The organism is Pseudomonas sp. NPDC089752, from assembly GCF_044748725.1.
Lineage (GTDB): Bacteria > Pseudomonadota > Gammaproteobacteria > Pseudomonadales > Pseudomonadaceae > Aquipseudomonas.
Window position 1 is genome coordinate 28,563 of sequence record NZ_JBIVGP010000016.1, and the last position, 18,207, is coordinate 46,769.

The 18,207-nt window shown below is 63.4% G+C and carries 17 protein-coding genes; 8 read left to right on the forward strand and 9 right to left on the reverse strand.

Annotated features, from left to right (window positions below; genetic code table 11):
* Positions 1–77: 77 nt before the first annotated feature.
* On the reverse strand, positions 78–1,226 hold the full coding sequence (ampC, locus tag ACIPZF_RS22430; RefSeq protein ID WP_400803359.1) for a class C beta-lactamase: 1,149 nt from the start codon (positions 1,224–1,226) through the stop codon (positions 78–80).
* A 119-nt stretch (positions 1,227–1,345) separates the two neighbouring features.
* Here ampC and ACIPZF_RS22435 point away from each other — a divergent pair, with 119 nt between their 5' ends.
* On the forward strand, positions 1,346–2,338 hold the full coding sequence (locus ACIPZF_RS22435) for a bile acid:sodium symporter family protein (protein WP_400803361.1): 993 nt from the start codon (positions 1,346–1,348) through the stop codon (positions 2,336–2,338).
* 122 nt (positions 2,339–2,460) lie between these two features.
* On the opposite strand, the gene ACIPZF_RS22440 is transcribed toward ACIPZF_RS22435, so the two are convergent.
* Positions 2,461–3,054, reverse strand: coding sequence for a DUF4157 domain-containing protein (locus ACIPZF_RS22440; RefSeq protein WP_400803363.1), 594 nt, complete (start codon positions 3,052–3,054; stop codon positions 2,461–2,463).
* A complete protein-coding gene (locus ACIPZF_RS22445) occupies positions 3,041–3,604 on the reverse strand; it encodes a TetR/AcrR family transcriptional regulator (protein ID WP_400803364.1) in 564 nt (187 codons plus the stop codon). The genes ACIPZF_RS22440 and ACIPZF_RS22445 overlap by 14 nt, the downstream gene beginning before the upstream one ends.
* 88 nt (positions 3,605–3,692) lie before the next feature.
* Here ACIPZF_RS22445 and ACIPZF_RS22450 point away from each other — a divergent pair, with 88 nt between their 5' ends.
* Positions 3,693–4,424, forward strand: a complete 732-nt coding sequence (locus ACIPZF_RS22450) for an SDR family oxidoreductase (RefSeq protein ID WP_400803366.1) — start codon at positions 3,693–3,695, stop codon at positions 4,422–4,424.
* Between the two features lie 28 nt (positions 4,425–4,452).
* On the forward strand, positions 4,453–5,046 hold the full coding sequence (locus ACIPZF_RS22455; RefSeq protein WP_400803369.1) for a 2-hydroxychromene-2-carboxylate isomerase: 594 nt from the start codon (positions 4,453–4,455) through the stop codon (positions 5,044–5,046).
* Between the two features lie 55 nt (positions 5,047–5,101).
* On the opposite strand, the gene ACIPZF_RS22460 is transcribed toward ACIPZF_RS22455, so the two are convergent.
* The 4 genes from ACIPZF_RS22460 to ACIPZF_RS22475 form a co-directional block, all read right to left on the reverse strand.
* Positions 5,102–5,647 (reverse strand): cupin domain-containing protein, encoded by a 546-nt coding sequence (locus ACIPZF_RS22460; RefSeq protein ID WP_346613135.1) that lies wholly within the window; start codon positions 5,645–5,647, stop codon positions 5,102–5,104.
* Positions 5,648–5,726: 79 nt separating this feature from the next.
* Positions 5,727–6,932: an MFS transporter gene (locus ACIPZF_RS22465; protein WP_400803371.1), complete on the reverse strand. Its 1,206-nt coding sequence runs from the start codon at positions 6,930–6,932 to the stop codon at positions 5,727–5,729.
* Positions 6,933–7,013: 81 nt separating this feature from the next.
* On the reverse strand, positions 7,014–7,547 hold the full coding sequence (locus tag ACIPZF_RS22470; RefSeq protein ID WP_400803373.1) for a cytochrome b: 534 nt from the start codon (positions 7,545–7,547) through the stop codon (positions 7,014–7,016).
* Positions 7,544–8,590 carry a catalase family peroxidase gene (locus ACIPZF_RS22475; protein ID WP_400803375.1) on the reverse strand — a complete coding sequence of 349 codons (1,047 nt, stop codon included), beginning with the start codon at positions 8,588–8,590 and terminating at the stop codon, positions 7,544–7,546. Before ACIPZF_RS22475 ends, ACIPZF_RS22470 begins: the two co-directional genes overlap by 4 nt.
* 132 nt (positions 8,591–8,722) lie before the next feature.
* Between ACIPZF_RS22475 and ACIPZF_RS22480 the strand changes: the two genes are divergently transcribed.
* Both ACIPZF_RS22480 and ACIPZF_RS22485 read left to right on the forward strand, forming a co-directional pair.
* Positions 8,723–9,244: a sigma-70 family RNA polymerase sigma factor gene (locus ACIPZF_RS22480; protein ID WP_400803377.1), complete on the forward strand. Its 522-nt coding sequence runs from the start codon at positions 8,723–8,725 to the stop codon at positions 9,242–9,244.
* Positions 9,241–9,993 (forward strand): anti-sigma factor family protein, encoded by a 753-nt coding sequence (locus tag ACIPZF_RS22485; RefSeq protein WP_400803378.1) that lies wholly within the window; start codon positions 9,241–9,243, stop codon positions 9,991–9,993. Before ACIPZF_RS22480 ends, ACIPZF_RS22485 begins: the two co-directional genes overlap by 4 nt.
* A gap of 342 nt (positions 9,994–10,335) precedes the next feature.
* Here ACIPZF_RS22485 and xthA read toward each other — a convergent pair whose 3' ends face one another.
* A complete protein-coding gene (gene xthA, locus ACIPZF_RS22490; RefSeq protein WP_400803381.1) occupies positions 10,336–11,148 on the reverse strand; it encodes an exodeoxyribonuclease III in 813 nt (270 codons plus the stop codon).
* Between the two features lie 162 nt (positions 11,149–11,310).
* Between xthA and ACIPZF_RS22495 the strand changes: the two genes are divergently transcribed.
* Genes ACIPZF_RS22495 through ACIPZF_RS22505 form a run of 3 tightly spaced genes read left to right on the forward strand, consistent with a single transcriptional unit; the run spans position 11,311 to position 17,418 of the window.
* On the forward strand, positions 11,311–11,961 hold the full coding sequence (locus ACIPZF_RS22495; RefSeq protein WP_400803383.1) for a GNAT family N-acetyltransferase: 651 nt from the start codon (positions 11,311–11,313) through the stop codon (positions 11,959–11,961).
* Positions 11,962–12,004: 43 nt separating this feature from the next.
* Positions 12,005–13,747 (forward strand): autotransporter assembly complex family protein, encoded by a 1,743-nt coding sequence (locus tag ACIPZF_RS22500; RefSeq protein WP_400803385.1) that lies wholly within the window; start codon positions 12,005–12,007, stop codon positions 13,745–13,747.
* Positions 13,744–17,418: a translocation/assembly module TamB domain-containing protein gene (locus tag ACIPZF_RS22505; protein ID WP_400803387.1), complete on the forward strand. Its 3,675-nt coding sequence runs from the start codon at positions 13,744–13,746 to the stop codon at positions 17,416–17,418. The genes ACIPZF_RS22500 and ACIPZF_RS22505 overlap by 4 nt, the downstream gene beginning before the upstream one ends.
* Before the next feature lie 44 nt (positions 17,419–17,462).
* Here the strand turns inward: ACIPZF_RS22505 and ACIPZF_RS22510 are convergent, their stop codons facing one another.
* Positions 17,463–17,843: a Mor transcription activator family protein gene (locus tag ACIPZF_RS22510; protein ID WP_400803390.1), complete on the reverse strand. Its 381-nt coding sequence runs from the start codon at positions 17,841–17,843 to the stop codon at positions 17,463–17,465.
* Positions 17,844–18,207: the final 364 nt, after the last annotated feature.

An 18,207-nucleotide genomic window follows, 5' to 3' on the forward strand; every position in this document is an offset into this window, starting at 1 on the left:
GATTGGCGGCGTCAATGGTTTTGTAGTGAATATTTTTGGTCACTACATATTGTCCGACAATCCAGATCGACGGCCTGTCAGCGGTCTATGCTGGACAGGATTTGGTAGGCTGCGCGCACGCGTTCTTCGTTGGGGTAATTGCGATTGGCGAGTAGAACAATGGCCTTGCCTGCGGATGGGATGAACACCGCATAGGCCCCAAAACCATTGGTGGAGCCGGTCTTGTTGTACCAGGCTGCGCGAAGTGCTGGCAGGGCGGGGTCGAGACGCTGCGTGGCCTGTGGCTCGCGGATAAGCAGGGGGCTGTTGCCATCGACCAGTGTGTCGAGTGCGGCAGGGTAGGGATAGCGTTCCCAGCCCAAGCCTTGGGTCATCGCGCCGACCTGGAAATAACCAGCCTGGGTGAGGGCAGCCGCTTTTCTCATGGCGGGTGGCAGTTCGCCTGGCTGCATGTGCAGGCGCACGTAGCGCAGCAGGTCACTGGAGCTGGTCTTGATGCCGTAGGCCTCGTCGGCGTAGGGGCCCGGGCTGACCCGAACCGGGCGATCCTGGGCATCGTAACCTTGTGCGTAGAGCCCTTGCGCGTTGGCAGGGACCTCCAGATAGGTATGCTTCAGTCCCATCTGCGGCAATAGGCCCTGGGTCATCAACTCGGCGAATGGCTTTTGCTGTGCGCGTGCGGCCAAGTCACCGAACAGCCCCAAGCTCGGGTTCGAGTAGCAACGCTGAGTGCCGTGTTCGCTCTTGGGCTGCCAGTTGCGGAAAAAGTCCAACGCCTGCTCGTCGGTTTTCACTGCATCGGGGAATTGCAAAGGCAGGCAGTCGGCGCTGTAAGCACCCAGCTCGAGTACCCTGGCTTTGCCTAACGGCGTGCCGGCCAGAGCGGGTTGGTAGCGCTGGGCTGGGGCGTCGAGGTCAAGCTTGCCCTCGGCGCTGGCCAAAGCGGCAAGGGTGGCGGTATAGGTCTTGCTCAGCGAACCGATCTCGAACAGCGTATCTGCGCTGACAGGTTGATCATCGGCCTTGCTGGCCACGCCATAGTTGAAGTAGTGCGCCTGGCCATTGGCATACAGCGCTACGGCCATGCCAGCGATTCCCTGATCCTGCATCAGTGGGCGGATGACTTCGTCGACTCGCCGCTGCAGTGGGTCAGCCGCGTGTACAAAGGTCGTACTCAACGCCAAAGCCGTGGCGGCGGTGAGCGACGCGAGGCGAACGAGGGGCATGCAAGGTTCCTTTTCGGGTATGTGTCCGTTGAGCGACACCGGTGGGGGTTCCGGCGTTAGCAGGAAAAAACCTCAGACCTTATCGTCTGCCCCTGCACAACGACAAGATGGAAATGTTCATGAAGTATTTGCGCATGTTGTTCGACAACTTCACCTTGGCCTTGCTCGGGGTCGTGCTCATCGCCACCGTGCTGCCCTGCTCAGGCGACGGCGCGGTGTATTTCGGCTGGCTGACCAACTTGGCCATCGGCCTGTTGTTCTTCCTGCACGGTGCCAAGCTGTCGCGTGAGGCGATTATCGCCGGGGCAGGGCACTGGCGCCTGCACCTGCTGGTGTTCTCCTGCACCTTCGTGCTGTTCCCGCTGCTGGGCCTGGCGTTCAAGCCGTTGTTCGTGCCGCTGGTAGGTAACGACTTGTACTTGGGCGTGCTGTACCTGTGTGCCTTGCCGGCCACTGTGCAGTCCGCCATTGCCTTCACTTCGTTGGCACGTGGCAACGTGCCGGCGGCCATCTGCAGCGCTGCGGCCTCCAGCCTGATTGGTATCTTCCTGACCCCGCTGCTGGTGATGATGTTGCTGGGCGCCAGTGGCGATACTGGCTCGGGTGTGGATGCGGTGCTGAAGATCACCCTGCAATTGTTGGTGCCCTTTGTCGCCGGGCAGATCGCGCGGCGCTGGATCGGTGCCTGGGTCAAGCGCAATGCGCGCTGGCTCAAAGTCGTGGACCAGGGTTCGATCCTGCTGGTGGTCTACACCGCGTTCAGCGAGGCGGTGGTCACGGGCTTGTGGCACACGGTATCGCCACAGCATCTGGCGGGATTGTTCGCCGTCTGCGGCATTCTGCTGGCGGTGGTGCTGTTCGGTACGCGGCTGTTGGGCAAGGTGTTCGGCTTCAATCTTGAAGACCGCATCACCATTTTGTTTGCCGGCTCCAAGAAGAGCCTGGCGACCGGCGTGCCGATGGCGCAGGTACTGTTCGTGGGGAGTGGGATCGGGGCGATGATCTTGCCGCTGATGCTGTTCCATCAGATTCAGTTGATGGTGTGTGCGGTGTTGGCGCAGCGGTATGCCAGCCGGGTGGAGGAGGGCAAAGTTTCTCCAGTAGCTCCCTGATAATCGTGTGTCGTTAGTACCGGCCTCTTCGCGGGCAAGCCCGCTCCCACAGATATTTCACTGCTCTTGAAATCAGTGGGGTGCCTGTGGGAGCGGGCTTGCCCGCGAAGGGGCCGGTCAGGCTAGCGAGCCTGGCCTGAACTACGCTGGCGCAATGCCTTGCTCACCTCGGCCTCGATCTTGTACGCCGGCCCCTCCAGTTCCTCGTAATTGCGCGTATAGCGCCGGGCGAACTCTTCCACCCCCAACTCCTGATACTGCTGCACATGCTTGAGCTCGTGCGCCCAGAGCGCCACATTGTCCTCAGCATCGCCGGCATGCCGGAAGATGATCGTGTCGATCAAGGTCACCGCATTCACATCCGGGTTTTGCAGCAGGGCGTTGGCGGCGCTGATCTGCTGTTCGTCACCCACCCGGTACCGCGCAGCATCGAGCACGGCGAAGTCATACCAGGGTTCGAGTTGGGCGCGGATATGCAGCGGGATCGGTTGGCTGCCGCTGGCCGTTGCCTCGTCACGGGCCTGGCGCAGGGCGAAGGCCAGGCTGCTGGAGGCCATGACTTCGACGTCCTTGAGCACCTGGCCTGCCTGGCCGGGGTCGATGGGCGCACAGAAACAGCCCATCAGGCAGACCTGGTATTGCCCAGGCGGGCAAGCTTGCTCGGCGTGGGCGGCGGTGCTCAGCAGCAGGGCACACAGCAAGCTAGCGGCTCTCATTCAGCGCCCTGTCGACGAAGCTGCAGCTGGCGTCCAGCACCTGTGTCTGAACCGCCTCAGTGGCCAACATGCGGCCGACCACCAGCGCCCCGACGCATTGGCTGATCAATACCCAGGCCAGCGCCTCGTCTTCCAATGTCTGGCTCCAAGCAGCATGCAGACTTACCAACCAGTGCTCGGCTTCTTCACGCACTGGCCGTTCGGCCCGGGCGATCTCCACCCCCAGAGGCGGCAGCGGGCAGCCCCCTTCGGCATTGTGCAGATGGGCCAAGCTCAGGTACTGCTGCAGGCAGCGCGCCAGGCGCTCGCGGCTGGCGCCCTGGTTGGCCAGGCGGGCCAGCGGGCTGTTGCAGAGCTCCTGACGGACCACTTCGGTAAACAGGTCGTCCTTGGACGGGAAGTGGTTGTAGAACGCACCGCCGGTCAGGCCGATGGCCTTCATCAGCCCGGCGACGCCGGTGCTGGCAAAACCCCCGCGCTTGGCCAGTGCGCCGCTGCTGGCCAACAGCTTGTCGCGAGTCTGTTGCTTGTGGTCATTGGAATAGCGCACCTGAAACCTCTACGCGCGGGCTTGACGATGGCAGCGATCATAACATAGCGTTCGTTTACTAAACGATCATTCATCCATGGAGGCGCGCATGACAGAACAACAAAAAGTGGTGCTGGTGATTGGTGCGGGTGATGCCACCGGCGGCGAAATCGCCAAGCGCTTCGCCCGTGAGGGGTATATCGCCTGCGTGACCCGTCGTCAGTCCGAGAAACTGCAGCCGCTGGTGGATGAGATCCGCGCTGCAGGCGGTCAAGCCCATGGCTTCGGTTCGGATGCGCGCAGAGAAGATGAAGTTGCGGCGTTAGTCGAAACCATCGAGCGTGATATCGGCCCCATCGACGCTTTTGTCTTCAATATCGGTGCGAATGTACCGTGCAGCATCCTCGAAGAAACCCCGCGCAAGTACTTCAAGATATGGGAAATGGCATGCTTTGCCGGCTTTCTCACTGCCCAGGCGGTAGCGCGGCGCATGGTGGCCCGTGAGCGCGGCACTATTTTGTTCACCGGCGCCACCGCCGGTACACGAGGGGCGGCTGGCTTCGCCGCCTTCGCCGGGGCCAAGCACGGCCTGCGCGCGTTGGCGCAGAGCATGGCGCGGGAGTTGGGGCCGCGCAATATCCACGTTGCCCACGTGGTGGTCGATGGCGCCATCGACACCGCCTTCATCCGCGACAGTTTCCCTGAACGCTATGCGCTCAAGGATCAGGACGGCATTCTCGACCCTGTGCACATCGCCGACAGCTACTGGTTCCTGCACGCACAGCCCCGCGATGCCTGGACCTTCGAACTGGACCTGCGCCCGTGGATGGAGCGTTGGTAAGCCCCGACTCATCAAAGGAGTGTGCTGCATGAGCAAGACCGTGGAGTTCTTTTTCGATCTGGGCAGCCCGGCCAGTTACCTGGCCTGGACCCAACTGCCTGCCCTGTGCGCCCGCCATGGCGCAACACTGCAGTTTCGGCCGATGTTGCTCGGCGGCGTCTTTCAGGCCACGGGCAATGCGTCGCCCGCGATGATCCCGGCCAAAGGGCGCTACATGTTCACCGATCTTGGTCGTTTTGCTGCGCGCTATGGCGTGCCGTTCGGGTTACCGCCAGGCTTCCCGCTCAATACCCTGGCCTTGATGCGCGGCGTGATCGGCATTCAGCTGCGCTCGCCGGATCGTTTCGAGGCCTTGCTGTCGGCGTTACTCAATGGCATGTGGGCGCAGCGCCGTAACTTCGCGGATATCGAGGTTTTGGAGCAGGTGTTGAGGGAGGCGGGCTTCGATCCGGCCGAGTTTCATGCCTTGTCGACTGACGCCGAAGTGAAGGCGAGGCTCAAGCAGGTGACCGAGGAAGCTGTGGAGCGTGGGGTGTTTGGTGCGCCTACCTGCTTTGTCGACGGGCAGATGTACTTCGGTCAGGATCGCCTGGATTTCGTCGAAGAGGCGTTGCAGCGATAAACATGACGGCCTCTTCGCGGGCTACCACGAAGAGGCCGCCAGGCTCACAACGGAATCAGAAATTGGCCGGGGTGTTGGCGCTGATGATTTCCGCCTCGTCCTGGCCGATGTTCTTGAAGCTGTGCGGCAGGGTCGTGGGGATGTAGTAGCCATCGCCAGAGTTGAGGATGCTGACCTGGCCATCGACCCACAGCTCTACGGTCCCGCGTGTGACCAGCCCGCATTCCTCGCCTTCGGCATGCACGATCGGCTCGCCCGAGTCGGCGCCCGGTGCGTACAGTTCGCGCAGCATGCGCATCTGCCGGGCCTCGACGCTGGCGCCGACCAGCAGCATGCGCAGGCCATTGCGACCCAGGTCCGGCTGTTCGCTGGCACGAAACACGAAGCGCTCTTCCCGTACCGGCTCGTCGAAGCTGAAGAACTCCGCCAGGGTCATCGGGATCCCTTCGAGCAGTTTTTTCAGGGAGCTGACCGAAGGGCTGACGCGGTTCTGTTCGATCTGCGAGATCGTCGAATTGGTCAGCCCGCTGCGACGGGCCAGTTCCCGCTGGGAAAGGCTGTTGCGTTCACGCACCAGTTTGAGTCGTGTCCCTGTGTCCATAGCCGCCTTGTAATCAGAGGTGTTAAAAATAATGAGCGACGCATTAAAACACACTCTGCAGGCTTGCGCGCAGTGCTTGTCAGGCGCGTTGTTCGCGCGGCATCGGCCACAGCCCGACCAGCAGCAACAGCAGTGCCACCGCCAGGAACGGTAGCCGTGGGTCAAGGGCGTAGACCAGCGTACCGGCCAGCGGGCCGATCACCGCGCCCATGCCCTGCGCGGCGCCGATGGAGCCAGCGGTAGCGCCTTGTTCGGACGCTTGCATGGCGTTGGCCGCCAGTGCCGAAAACGATGGGAACACGAAGCCCATGCCCGCAGCGGCGACAAAATAGCAACCCCACAGCCAGGGCGCACTGGTCGCCAGCGTGCCCGCAGCGAAGCCCAGCGCCGAGACGCTCGCCCCCACGCGGATCATCTTCAGCGGTGGCCACTCCAGTTGGCGCAGGATCACCTGCGACAGGATCAGCGCCACGCCCACCGTGGTCAGGGCGATACCTGCGGCCTGGGCGGCCTCGGCCGGCGCCAGGTGCAGGCGGTCGAGGGCGAAGAAACCGACGACGATCTGCGACACCGTCACACTGAGCATCGCGCTGAAGGCCACCAGCAGCGGCCGGCGCAGGCGCGGGTCGCTCAAGCGTACCGGGCTGGGTGCATGGCTGACGGCCAGCGGTTGCGGCTTGAGTTTGAACAGCAAGACCAGGAACGCGCAGGCGGGCAGCAGCGACATCACATGGAACGGCAGGCTCAGGCTGTGCCGTGCCAGCAGCGCCGCCAGTGCAGGCCCCAACACCAGGCCGACGGCGTTGGCCGCACCCAGCGAGGCCATGGCCCGCGCCCGCTGTTGCGGTGCGACATGGTCGGCGATCAGCGCGTTGCAGCCCACCGGAATGGCGGCATAGAAGGCCCCGATGCAGCCGCGCGCGATCATCAGCCCGACGAACGCCAGCGTCGCCCCTGGCAGCCAGCGCAGGGCGCCTTCCACGAACAGGCACAGCAGCCAGTACGCCAGGGTGAAGCCAGCGCTTCCCAGCAACAGAATACGCCGCCTGCCCAAGCGGTCAGCGGCGCGGCCCCAGGGGCGGGCGAGCAGCACCCAGACCACACCGGCTACGGTCACCGCCGCGCCGGCTTGCCAGGTGGCCATGCCGAGCAGCCGGGCGATGGGCCCGATCAGGGCGACGAAGGCCATCATCGACATGGTGCAGGCCATGTTGGCCAGCAGTAGCGGGCGTAAGTCCAAGGTGCTGGCAGGCGTCAGGGTGGCAGGGTCCTTTGCGGCATTCATTGGGCAGTCCAGGGCAGGTGAGCGGAAGCGGCTCAGCTTAATGAGAATACTTATCGTTTGTCGAGCCTGCCTTGCCTGTCTTCACTCACTGCGACGCAAGGGGCCTGGCCACATGCTACGCAACACTCCATCTCGACGCACCAGTGCATGCATGAGCGCGGCGCCCAGGTGCACCAGCACCGTGGCGAACAACAAGTAGCCGGCCCAGCCATGAGCCTGGCGCAGCACCGCGTACAGTTGCAGGTCATGCGGGGCGATCGCCGGCAGTTGCAGCGGGCGTGGATAACCGCCAGCCGACAGCATCGCCCAGCCCAGCAGTGGCATGGCCAGCATCAAGCCGTAGAGCAGCAGGTGCGAGGCGCCAGCAGCGAAACGCTGCAGGGCGGGCAGATCCTGTGGCAGGGACGGGTGGGGCAGCGTCAGGCGCAGGCCGATACGCACGATCACCAGGATCAGCAATGCCAGGCCGGTTGCCTTGTGCAACTCCACCAGCAGAGGGTGGCGCAGCGAAAGGTCGCCGACCATGCTCACGCCAATGAACAGCATGGTCAGGATCAGTATCGCCATCAGCCAGTGCAGCAGGCGAGCCAGCGGGTGGAAAGCTTCAGGCTTCATGGGTGAGCTCCTGCGCCGAGGGATTCGCGGCTGCGGCGGTTGAAGGATTCCGAATAGGCGGCCGAGCGGGCGGCAAGGATCGGGTCATTGGACGGTTGGATGCCGGTCGGCAGAATCAGCGGGTCGAAGTTCAGGTCACGGCAGGCGCCTTGTTCAGGGGCATCGACCTGTTCGATGACCAGGGTGCCGGCATCGACGCTGCGCCGGTCGGCGGGCCAGGGGCTGGCCGGGTCGTCCTGGGCATCGCCGGGGTTGGCCAGGACCAGGCGCAGGGTCCAGCGCAGCGGGCCTTGGGCCAGGCGCTGCTGCAGGTCATGTTGCAGAAACTGTTTGTCATCGACCTGGGCGGGCAACGCCGCGAAAGGCGTCTGCGGCTCAAGCTGCCAGCGCACCGGCTGAACGGCGCCGCTGCCATCGACCAAACGGAAGGCGTTGATGCTGTGATATTGCGTGCTGGCGAAGCTGTCGCTGGCTTTGTAGTTCGCGGCCCATTGGCGGAACGCCGCGCTTTCCGGGTGGGCAGCGAAGAATGCCTGCTGCTTGGCCGGGTCCGGTTTGCCGGTGGACGGGTCCGGCGCGCCGGCCAGCACCAGGTCGTAGAAGCCTTGCGGGGTGCTTACCGCCAGCACCGGCGGGTTGTTCATGCCGGTGCGCCAGACCTGGCCGTCGTCGGTGCTCAGCTGGATCGCCAGGCTGCGCACCGGTATGCCGGTGTCGGGTGCGAACGGGTTGGCGCCGCCGATGGCGAAACGGCCGATCACCGGCACGTGGTCCTGGCTGAACGCACGCGCCGTCGACAGCGCGGCGGCCTGGCCGGTGGGCTGGAAATAGCCGCGGACGCACAAGCCCTTGGCGTGGTTCTTACGGTAGCCTGGGTAGTGGCCGGCCTGGGCCTCGAAGGTGTCGATGATGCGTTGCGGGGTCAGTTGCGGCTTGCCGATCCAGCCGGCCGCATAGGCAAAGCCTGCGCCCAGGGCCAGCATCACGGCGCCGATACCGGCCAGGCGCAGGGCCTTGGCCGGCCCGTGCAAGGGTGAGTTCATTGTGTTTCATCCGGTTCAGTGAAGATGCCGGTACGACGGCGCAAGGGAAAACTTATTCCATCGACGGGAATAGATTTTCCTGCCAGGCGTCTGCCCCATACACTGAGTAACCCCGAAGGCCGGTATCTTGCCATGCACGACCTGGACGAAAAGCAGTGGCGCGAGTTGCTGCAGCGGCTGACCCGCTTTGCCTTGTGGCTGACCCGCGAGCCGGGCAGTGCCGACGATCTGGTACAGGGCACCGTTGAGCGCGCCCTGAGCCGCAGCAACCAGCAGCGCGACGCCGATGCGTTGCGCGCCTGGCTGTTCACCATCCTTTACCGGCTGTTTCTCGATGGCAAGCGCCGCGAACGCCTGCATGCGCGCTGGTTGTCGTGGTTTGGCCGTGACCAGCGTGAAGATGAAGCGATCGGCGGCAACATCGAGAGCATCGTGCTGGCCCAGGCGGACCTTGAAGCCTTCGCCCGCTTACCGATCGAACAGCGCGCCCTGCTGCTGCTGGTCAGTGTCGAAGGTTTGAGCTACAAGGAAGCGGCTCAGGCGCTGCAAATCCCTATCGGCACGGTGATGTCGCGCTTGTCCCGCGCCCGTGCCGCACTGCGTGAACTGACCGAGAGCAACCCCCGGCCCCCGGCCTTGCGGAGACTGAAATGACACGCCTGATTCCCAGCGAAGACGAGCTGCACGCCTACGTCGACGACCGGCTTGAACCCACGCGCCGCGCCGAGGTGCAGGTGTGGCTGGCGGCCAACCCGCACGAGGCAGCGCGTATTGAAGCCTGGCGCGACGATGCCCGGCGGCTGAGGGCAGCGCTGGCAGGCTTTGGCGAACAACCGGGTGCTGTGCAGCTGGACCTGGGGCAGGTGCAGCGGCGCCTGCGCCAACGCCGCCAGCGGCGTTTGGCATCCGCTGCGATGCTGTTGCTTGCCTTGGGCGTTGGCGGGCTGGGAGGCTGGCAAGTGCGGCAGGTGACGTTGGCGGGCAATGTGTTGCCCATGGCCGATGCCGTTCAGGCGCACCGGTTGTTTGCCGGCAGTGAGGCGCTGGATATCCAGGCCAGTGACCCGACGCAGTTGCGCAACTGGCTTGGCCGGCACTTCAACCGCGTGGGCCAGTTGCCTGATCTGACCGGTTACGGCTTCCAGCCGGTGGGCGCGCGATTGCTGAGCAACGAACAGGGGCCGGCGGCTTTGTTGGTGTTCCAGGACCGTAATGGCCAGCGCATCAGCCTGTTCCTGCGTTCACCGGGCGAACGTTACGAGCGCATGCCCCAAGGGCATCGGGTCGAGGGCCAGTTGGAGGCGCGGTACTGGTCGCACGGGGCGTACAATTTCGCCCTGGTGAGTGCAGCGAACGATGAGCGTGGGGCAGGGGTGGGGGAGGCGTTGCGCTTGGGGCTTTAGCGAGCGGCCCTGTGGGAGCAACTGTCTTCCACAAAACTTAAAAAGCTGCGCGGATTGAGCTGTGGGAGCGGCTTCAGCCGCGAACACGGGCGTAGCCCGTGCCATACACCGCGGTGCCTGCTTCGCGGATGAATCCGCTCCTACCGGCGAAATGCCTCAGGCGGCATGCGATCCCTGTGGGAGCGGGCTTGTCCCGCGAACACGGGCGAAGCCCTGCCATCCAGCGCGGTGCCTGCTTCGCGGGGCAAGTCGGATCGCCGCACCGCCGCTCCCACAACTATTGCGCAACTTCTTTAATTTTGAGCGAGACAGTTGCTCCCACAGGGTGAAGAGGCCGCAGGGTCAGCTCAACTCCAGCCAGATCGGCGCATGGTCCGAAGGCTTCTCCATCCCGCGCAGGTCATAGTCCACCCCCGCCGCCTTGATCCGCGGCACCAGATGCTGCGAGGCCATGATCAGGTCGATGCGCAGGCCACGCTTGGGCTCATCTTCAAACCCGCGGCTGCGGTAGTCGAACCAGCTGAAGCGGTCGGCGACTTCCGGATGCAGGTGGCGGAAGCTGTCCACCAGGCCCCATCCCTTCAGGCGCTCCATCCACTCGCGTTCCTCCGGCAGGAAGCTGCACTTGCCGGTTTTCAGCCAGCGCTTGGCGTTGTCCGGGCCGATGCCGATGTCGCAGTCCTGGGGCGAGATGTTCATGTCGCCCATTACCAGCAGCGGCTGGTCATTCTTGAACTGGCCCTCGAGCAGCGCCTGCAGGTCGCTGTAGAAGCGCTGCTTGGCCGGGAACTTGGTGGGGTGGTCGCGGCTCTCGCCCTGGGGGAAGTAGCCATTCATGATCGTGATCGGCGTGCCGTCGGCATCGGCGAACGTACCCCATATGAACCGGCGCTGGGCCTCTTCCTCATCGGTGGTAAAACCTTTGAACAGGCTCAGCGGCGCCTGGCGCGAGAGCAGGGCCACGCCGTAGTGGCCTTTCTGACCGTGGTAATGCACGTGGTAACCCAGGGCTTGCACATCGGCCAATGGGAACTGATCGTCGCTGACCTTGGTTTCCTGCAGGCCGATCACGTCCGGCTGGTGCTTCTCGATCAGCGCCGCCAGCTGGTGCGGGCGGGCCCGCAGGCCGTTGATGTTGAAACAGACGATCTTCATGGAAAGACAATCCTGATAAAAGGCCGGATGCTAGCCGACATCGGCCGTCATCACCAGCGTGGCAGCTTCTTGCGGGCACTGCTAACGTGCACGAAGAGGTGAACGAAGCGCTGTGGGGCACCTCCAAGGCACTGTATGCCCATTCCAGGAGGACTGCCCGCAATGCTCGAAGCCACTGTCGCCCAGGCCCGCATCTGCACGCTCGATGACGGCTACAGCCGTGAGGCGCGTTCGCTGCTGTACAACGCCTACCGCCACGAGCCGACCTTTGCCTATATCTTCGAGGCCCAGCGCCCTGGTTATGAACGGCGCTTGCGGGTCATGGTGCGCGAGTGGGTTCGTCAACACTTCTATCTGCAGTTGCCGGCCATCGGCCTGCTGCTGGATGACCGCCTGATTGCGCTGGCACTGATCGTGCCGCCACAGCGCAGGTTGGGCGTGGCAGACAGCTGGGCCTGGCGCCTGCGTATGCTGCTCGGCACTGGCCAGCGCTGTACCCGTCGCTACATGGATTATCAGGCGGCGCTCACCAGTTGCCTGCCGACGGAGCAGGTCCACATGCTGCCGTTGCTGGGCGTGCACCCACAATTTCGCGGCCAGCACTACAGTGAACAATTGTTACAGGCTGTGCACGACTGGTGCGCCGAGGATCCTAACACTCAAGGCGTGGTGCTCGATTCGGGCAATGAGCACTACCTGGCCTTCTACGAGCGCCAGGGCTATGAGGAGATAGGCGAAGTAGCGGTAGGGCCAATCCGAGAAAGGGTGTTCTTTCATCCCAACCCAGTATCATCCTTGTCTTCAATTGCCTGACAGGCCGCTCCCTTGAGCGCCCGGCTCTGGTAGCATGCGCCGCATGACGTATTCAGGAAGACTAACCTGGGGCCTGGTTATCTGGGCCGCCAGTTTCGCAGCATGGGGGCAGAGCGAGTTGCTGGTGCAGGTAAAACCGGCCAACAAGGCGCTCAAGGCCAATGTCGAAGGCTATATCGGTACCCTTGGCGACCGCGACGAAGAGGCGCTGCTGCGCTTCAGCCGCGGGGCGCAGGAGCAGGCGCGCAAAGCCGCGCAGGCACTTGGCTACTATCAGGCGCAGATCGACACCGAGGTCAAGCCACCTGCCAAGGCCGACCAACACGCCAAGCTGATCATCCACATCGACCCCGGTGAGCCCGTGCACCTGCGTAACGTGACCGTGCGCATAGAAGGGCCGGCCAGCGAGATGAAGGCATTTCGCATACCCGACAGCAAGGCATTGCGCGCCGGCGAGCAACTCAACCACGGGCTGTATGAGGACGCCAAACGTCTGATCCAGAACCAGGCTTCGCGTTACGGCTTCTTCAGTGGCCGCTTCAGTCGTCAGCGCCTGGCGGTGGATCCGCAGGCGGGAGTGGCCGATATCGAACTGGTTTACCAGAGTGGCCCGCGCTATCGCCTGGGGGCGGTGAGCTTCAGTGGTGACACGCCGCTGGATGAAGACCTGCTGCAGCGCATGGTGTCGTTCAAGCCGGGCACCCCCTATGATTCAGAGCTGATCGCCGAGCTGAACAACGACCTGCAATCGAGTGGCTATTTCGAGGGCGTGCGGGTAGATGCCGCACCTACCGCCGCGGTGGCGGAGCAAATTCCCGTGGACGTTCGTCTTGATACCCGCAAACCTCGGACAATGGGCCTGGGCCTGGGCTTCTCTACCGATGTCGGCCCACGCGGCAAGGCCAATTGGACACGCCATTGGGTCAATCCCCAAGGCCACAGCTATGGTTGGGAAACCGAACTGTCGGCGCCCCGGCAGAACGTTGGCCTGTGGTACGACGTGCCCCTCGACCCGCCGTTGACCGACAAGCTGCGCTTCGCTGGCGGCTATCAGAACGAAGAGATTGCCGGCACCGATACCCTCAGCAAGTTGCTGACCGTGGGCCCCGAATGGCACAGCAAATTGCCCAGCGGCTGGCAGCGGGTGATTTCGCTCAAGTACCAACGCGAGGAATATCGCCTGGGTGATGACTCGGGTCTGAGCAACCTGCTGATGCCCGGTGTGAGCTTCTCCTATCTGCGCAGCGACAATCGCATCGACCCGCACAATGGCTATCGCCTGCAATTCGATACCCAGGTGGCCAAGGAGGGCTTGGTTTCCGACACCAACCTCTTGCATGGCAATGTCCTGCTCAAGGGCCTGACCACACTCGGCCACAACCACCGCTTGCTGGGCCGTGTGCAGTTCGGTGGCAGTGCCACCAATGGCTACCAGAACAACATTCCGCCATCGCTGCGCTTCTTTGCCGGTGGCGACCAGAGCGTGCGCGGTTACGACTACCAGACGCTGTCGCCGAAGAACAGCGACGGCGACCGCATCGGTGGCCGCTACCTGGTGGCCGGCAGTGTCGAGTACCAATATTCGTTGACCGAAAAATGGCGCGTGGCGACCTTCGTCGACCAGGGCAACTCATTCAATAACTTGGAACTGCCCAGCCTCAAGACCGGGGTGGGCTTCGGTGTGCGTTGGGTTTCTCCGGTTGGGCCGTTGCGCCTGGACCTGGCCAAGGCCCTCGATGACGACGGTGGGATCCGCCTGCACTTTTCCATGGGGCCTGAGCTGTGATGCGTGTGTTCAAATTCATCCTGCTGGGCGTGCTCGGCAGTGTGCTGGTGGTGGTGCTGGCCCTGGGCATGTTGCTTGGCACTGAAGGCGGGAGCCGCTGGGTGCTGGGGCGCGTGCCGGGCCTGGAAGTCGACGATTTCCGGGGGCGTCTGGCAGGCAGCTGGCAGGCCAGTCGCCTGAGCTGGATGGACGGTGGCAACCGGGTCGACGTGCAGTCAGCGTTGCTGAACTGGTCGCCCGCATGCTTGCTGCGTGCCAGGCTGTGCATCAATCAACTGCATGCACAACGTATCGACATGGCCTTTGCGCCGAGCGACCAACCTGCCGACGACGGTCCGTTGCAGCTCCCGGCTTTGCGTCTGCCAGTGGCCATCGAGCTGGGTGAAGTCAAGGTTGGCCAATTGCGCCTGGATGGCAGCGACCTGCTTGGCGACCTGCACCTGGCAGCGCACTGGACGGCCACCGGGTTGCGCATCGACAGCCTGAAATTGCAACGCGATGACTTGCATCTGGATGTACAAGGCGACGTGCAGCCCGAGGGTGACTGGCCGGTGCAGCTCCAGGGGCAGGTGCAATTGCCTGCCGTGGAAGGGCAGGCCTGGCAATTGGCGCTGTCCGCCAAGGGTGAATTGCAGAAAACCCTGGCGCTCGATGCGACCAGCAGCGGCTACCTCAATGCGCGTCTGACCGGCGAATTACAGGCCTTGGCCGAGGATCTACCGGCCAAGCTGCAGATTCGCTCCGATGCCTTCAAAGCGGCCGGATCGCTGCCCGACACACTGCAACTCAATCAGCTCAAGCTCGATGCCCAGGGCGATCTGCTCAAGGGCTATCAGCTGTCCGGCAGCGCCAACCTGCCAGCCGAACACGCACCGATTGCCCTGGCTCTGACGGGTAAGGTCGATGCCAAGGGAGCGAAACTGGATGCCCTGGACCTGACAGCCAGCGATACCCAGCGGGTCAAGCTGCAAGCCAGCGCTGACTGGCAAAAGGGGCTGGTAGCGGATGCAAAGCTCGACTGGCAGGATTTCCCTTGGCTGCGCCTGTACCCTCTGGAGACGCCCCCAGAGGTTACGCTCAAACGCTTCAATGCTCAGGTGCAATACCGCGATGGCAGCTACCAAGGTACGTTCAATGGTGACCTTGATGGCCCCGCCGGGGCGTTCACCCTGGCCAGCCCGTTCGAGGGCGACTTGGGCCAGGTACGCTTGCCCCAATTGGCCCTCACTGCAGGTCAAGGCAAGGCTGCCGGCAGCGTCGCCGTGCGCTTCGCCGATACCCTGGCCTGGGATGTCGACCTGGAGTTGTCGGCACTCGACCCAGCCTATTGGCTCGCCGAATTACCCGGTACCTTGGCCGGCCCGTTGCGCAGCAAAGGGGAACTGAAGGGCGAACAGCTGACCCTTGATGCCCAGCTTGACCTCAAGGGCCGCCTGCGGGGCCAGCCGGCGGTACTCAAGGTCGAGGCCGAGGGGGCAGGGCAGAACTGGACGCTTGGCGCGCTTGCCGTGCAGCTGGGTGACAACCGGATCAATGGCAGTGGCAGCTTGCAGCAGCGACTGGCGGGGCGTATCGACCTCGACCTGCCACGGCTCGGGCAATTGTGGCCAGGGCTGCAAGGCCAGGCCAAAGGACGGCTGGATGTTGGCGGTACGCTGAACGCTCCCCAAGGCACCCTGAGCTTGCAGGGCCAGCGACTGGCTCAGGAAGAAAACCGTATCCAACGCCTTGACCTGGATGCGCGCCTGGACAGTGCCCAGCGCGGCGTGATCGACCTCAAAGCCAACGGTATTCGAGTGGGCGAAACGGTATTGGGCACCTTGCAGGCCAATGGCAAGGGCGATATCCGTCAGCAGGCCCTGACCCTAGGTCTCGATGGCCCGCAATTGAAGCTCGACCTGGGCCTCGATGGCCAGTTGAACAAAGGCGACTGGCGCGGCCGCCTGGCCAGCGGCAGAATCCAGGCGGGCGGCCAGGACTGGCAATTGCAAGCGCCGGCGCGCCTGCAGCGCCTGGCCAGCGGCCAGTTGGACTTTGCTGCGCATTGTTGGCGCTCTGGCCAGGCCAGCCTGTGCGGCGAGGACCAGCGCCTGGCTCCGGAGCCGCGTTTGCGCTACCACCTCGAGCAGTTCCCGTTGGACAGCCTGGCGCAATGGCTGCCGAAGGATTTTGCCTGGCGCGGCCTGCTCAATGCCGACGTCAATCTGGATATTCCGGCGAGCGGCCCCAAGGGTACCTTCAGCGTCGATGCCAGTGGCGGCACGCTGCGGGTTCGCGACAACGGGCGTTGGGTCGACTTTCCGTATCAAGCGCTGCGCCTGGACAGCACCCTCGCACCGCGCCGTATCGATACCCGTCTGAACTTCCGCGGCGAACGCCTGGGTGAGCTGAGCGTCGATGCCCGCATCGACCCATTGGGCAAGGACAAACCGCTGTCAGGGGACTTCCGATTGACTGGCCTTGATCTGTCGGTTGCGCGACCGTTCGTGCCAATGGTCGAGCGGCTGACCGGGCAATTGAATGGCAGTTGTCGGTTGTCCGGGACCTTGCTGGCTCCGCAGGTCAACGGCAACCTGATGCTCAGCGGTGGTGAAGTCAGTGGCGCCGAGTTGCCGGTGAGTGTGCAGGACCTCTCGCTGCAAGCGCTGATAGCCGGCGAACAGGTGCAGCTCAATGGCAACTGGCGCAGCGGTGAGGCGGGCCGTGGTCAATTGGCCGGGCACTTGACCTGGGGCCAGGCCCTGGGCATGGACCTGCGCCTGCAGGGCCAGCAGTTGCCGGTCACCGTTGAGCCTTATGCAACCCTCGACGTGGCACCCGACCTGACCTTGCGCCTGGTTGACGACAAAATGGCGGTTACCGGCAAGGTGCAAGTGCCCAAGGGCAAGATCACCGTGCGCGAGCTGCCGCCATCGACTGTCAAGGTGTCGGACGATACCGTCATCGTTGGCCATCAAACCGAAGAGGGCAAGCCACCTTTGGCGATGGCCATGGACATCGATGTAGAGGTGGGGCAGGACAAGCTGTCGTTCAGCGGCTTTGGCCTGACGGCCAACCTGCTCGGCCATGTGCACATCGGCGACAACATGGATACCCGTGGCGAGCTGAGCCTGGCCGATGGTCGCTACCGTGCCTATGGCCAGCGCCTCACCATCCGCCGCGCACGCTTGCTGTTTGCCGGGCCCATCGACCAGCCATACCTGGATATCGAAGCCATCCGCCAGGTCGATGACGTGATTGCAGGTATTCGCCTGAGCGGCAGCGCCGAGCAACCCACCACCAAGGTGTTCTCGGAGCCGGCCATGAGCCAGGAGCAGGCATTGTCCTATCTGGTGTTGGGGCGCCCATTGGGTACTTCCGGTGAAGACAACAATATGCTGGCCGAAGCGGCTCTGGGCCTGGGGCTGGCGGGCAGCGCCGGAATTACCGGCAGCCTGGCGTCGGGACTGGGTATCGAAGACTTCCAGCTGGACACCGAAGGCTCCGGCAACACCACCAGCGTGGTAGCCAGTGGCAACCTGACCGAGAAGCTCAGCTTGCGTTATGGGGTCGGGGTATTCGAGCCGGCCAACACCATTGCACTGCGCTACAAATTGAGCAAGAAGGTGTATTTGGAGGCGGCCAGCGGGCTGGCGAGTTCACTGGATATCTTTTACAAGCGCGATTTCTAAGGGCCGTCAGCAGTGCAAGACGGCCCTGATGAGCTCGCTGGTGATCAGCGAACGTAGGGTTCCTGACGGCGAATGTTGCCAATCTGACGCAGGCTCAGGCCGTACTTGTCAGCCAGCAGGCTGCGCGACAAGCCATCGGCGCTCTCCTTCTGGATTTGCAGATTGCGCAGTTGCCGCAGGAAATGGTCCGCCTTGGGAATTTCCAGGGCCACTCCGGCAAAACGCCTGATCAGCGCATCCAATGCATCGCTGGGGAGGATGTCGGCAAGCTTGGTTCGCTCGCGATGTTTAGGGATGTACTTGGGCCTGCCACCGTAAGCGCAGGTCAGCCGGTAGGCGTTTTCAATACCTATGCATTCGATCAATGCCTGCAACGAGTGCGGCAATTGGCTGATGTCGATGGCTGTAAGATCGGGCAATTCCATATGAGGCTCCCTCGTGCAAAATGCAGCACGATGTCATGAAGATCCGTGAAAGCGGGTCGGCGATGGCCAGCGGCGGGCTGTCGTTGGCATGGCTGAATTGTCAGTGAGCGGCGAAGGCTGTCGCTAGGTGACAATTGGGCTGATGCTTGTAGTCTCGGTGGGCAGGATTTGCAGGCATAAATTTCCAGCGATGTAGGACACCGCCTCAGTCATGGTCTGCAGGCCCTGATATACCGCAACAACTCTTTCTTGGAGCATCATTGGGTGCCTATACCCTCGGTGTGCAGGGAGAGTCACCCAGGGACGCGCGTGGCGGCAGTCCACGGCGAGAGCGGTAAGCAAACGCCCCAGCGTTCACAGTGCA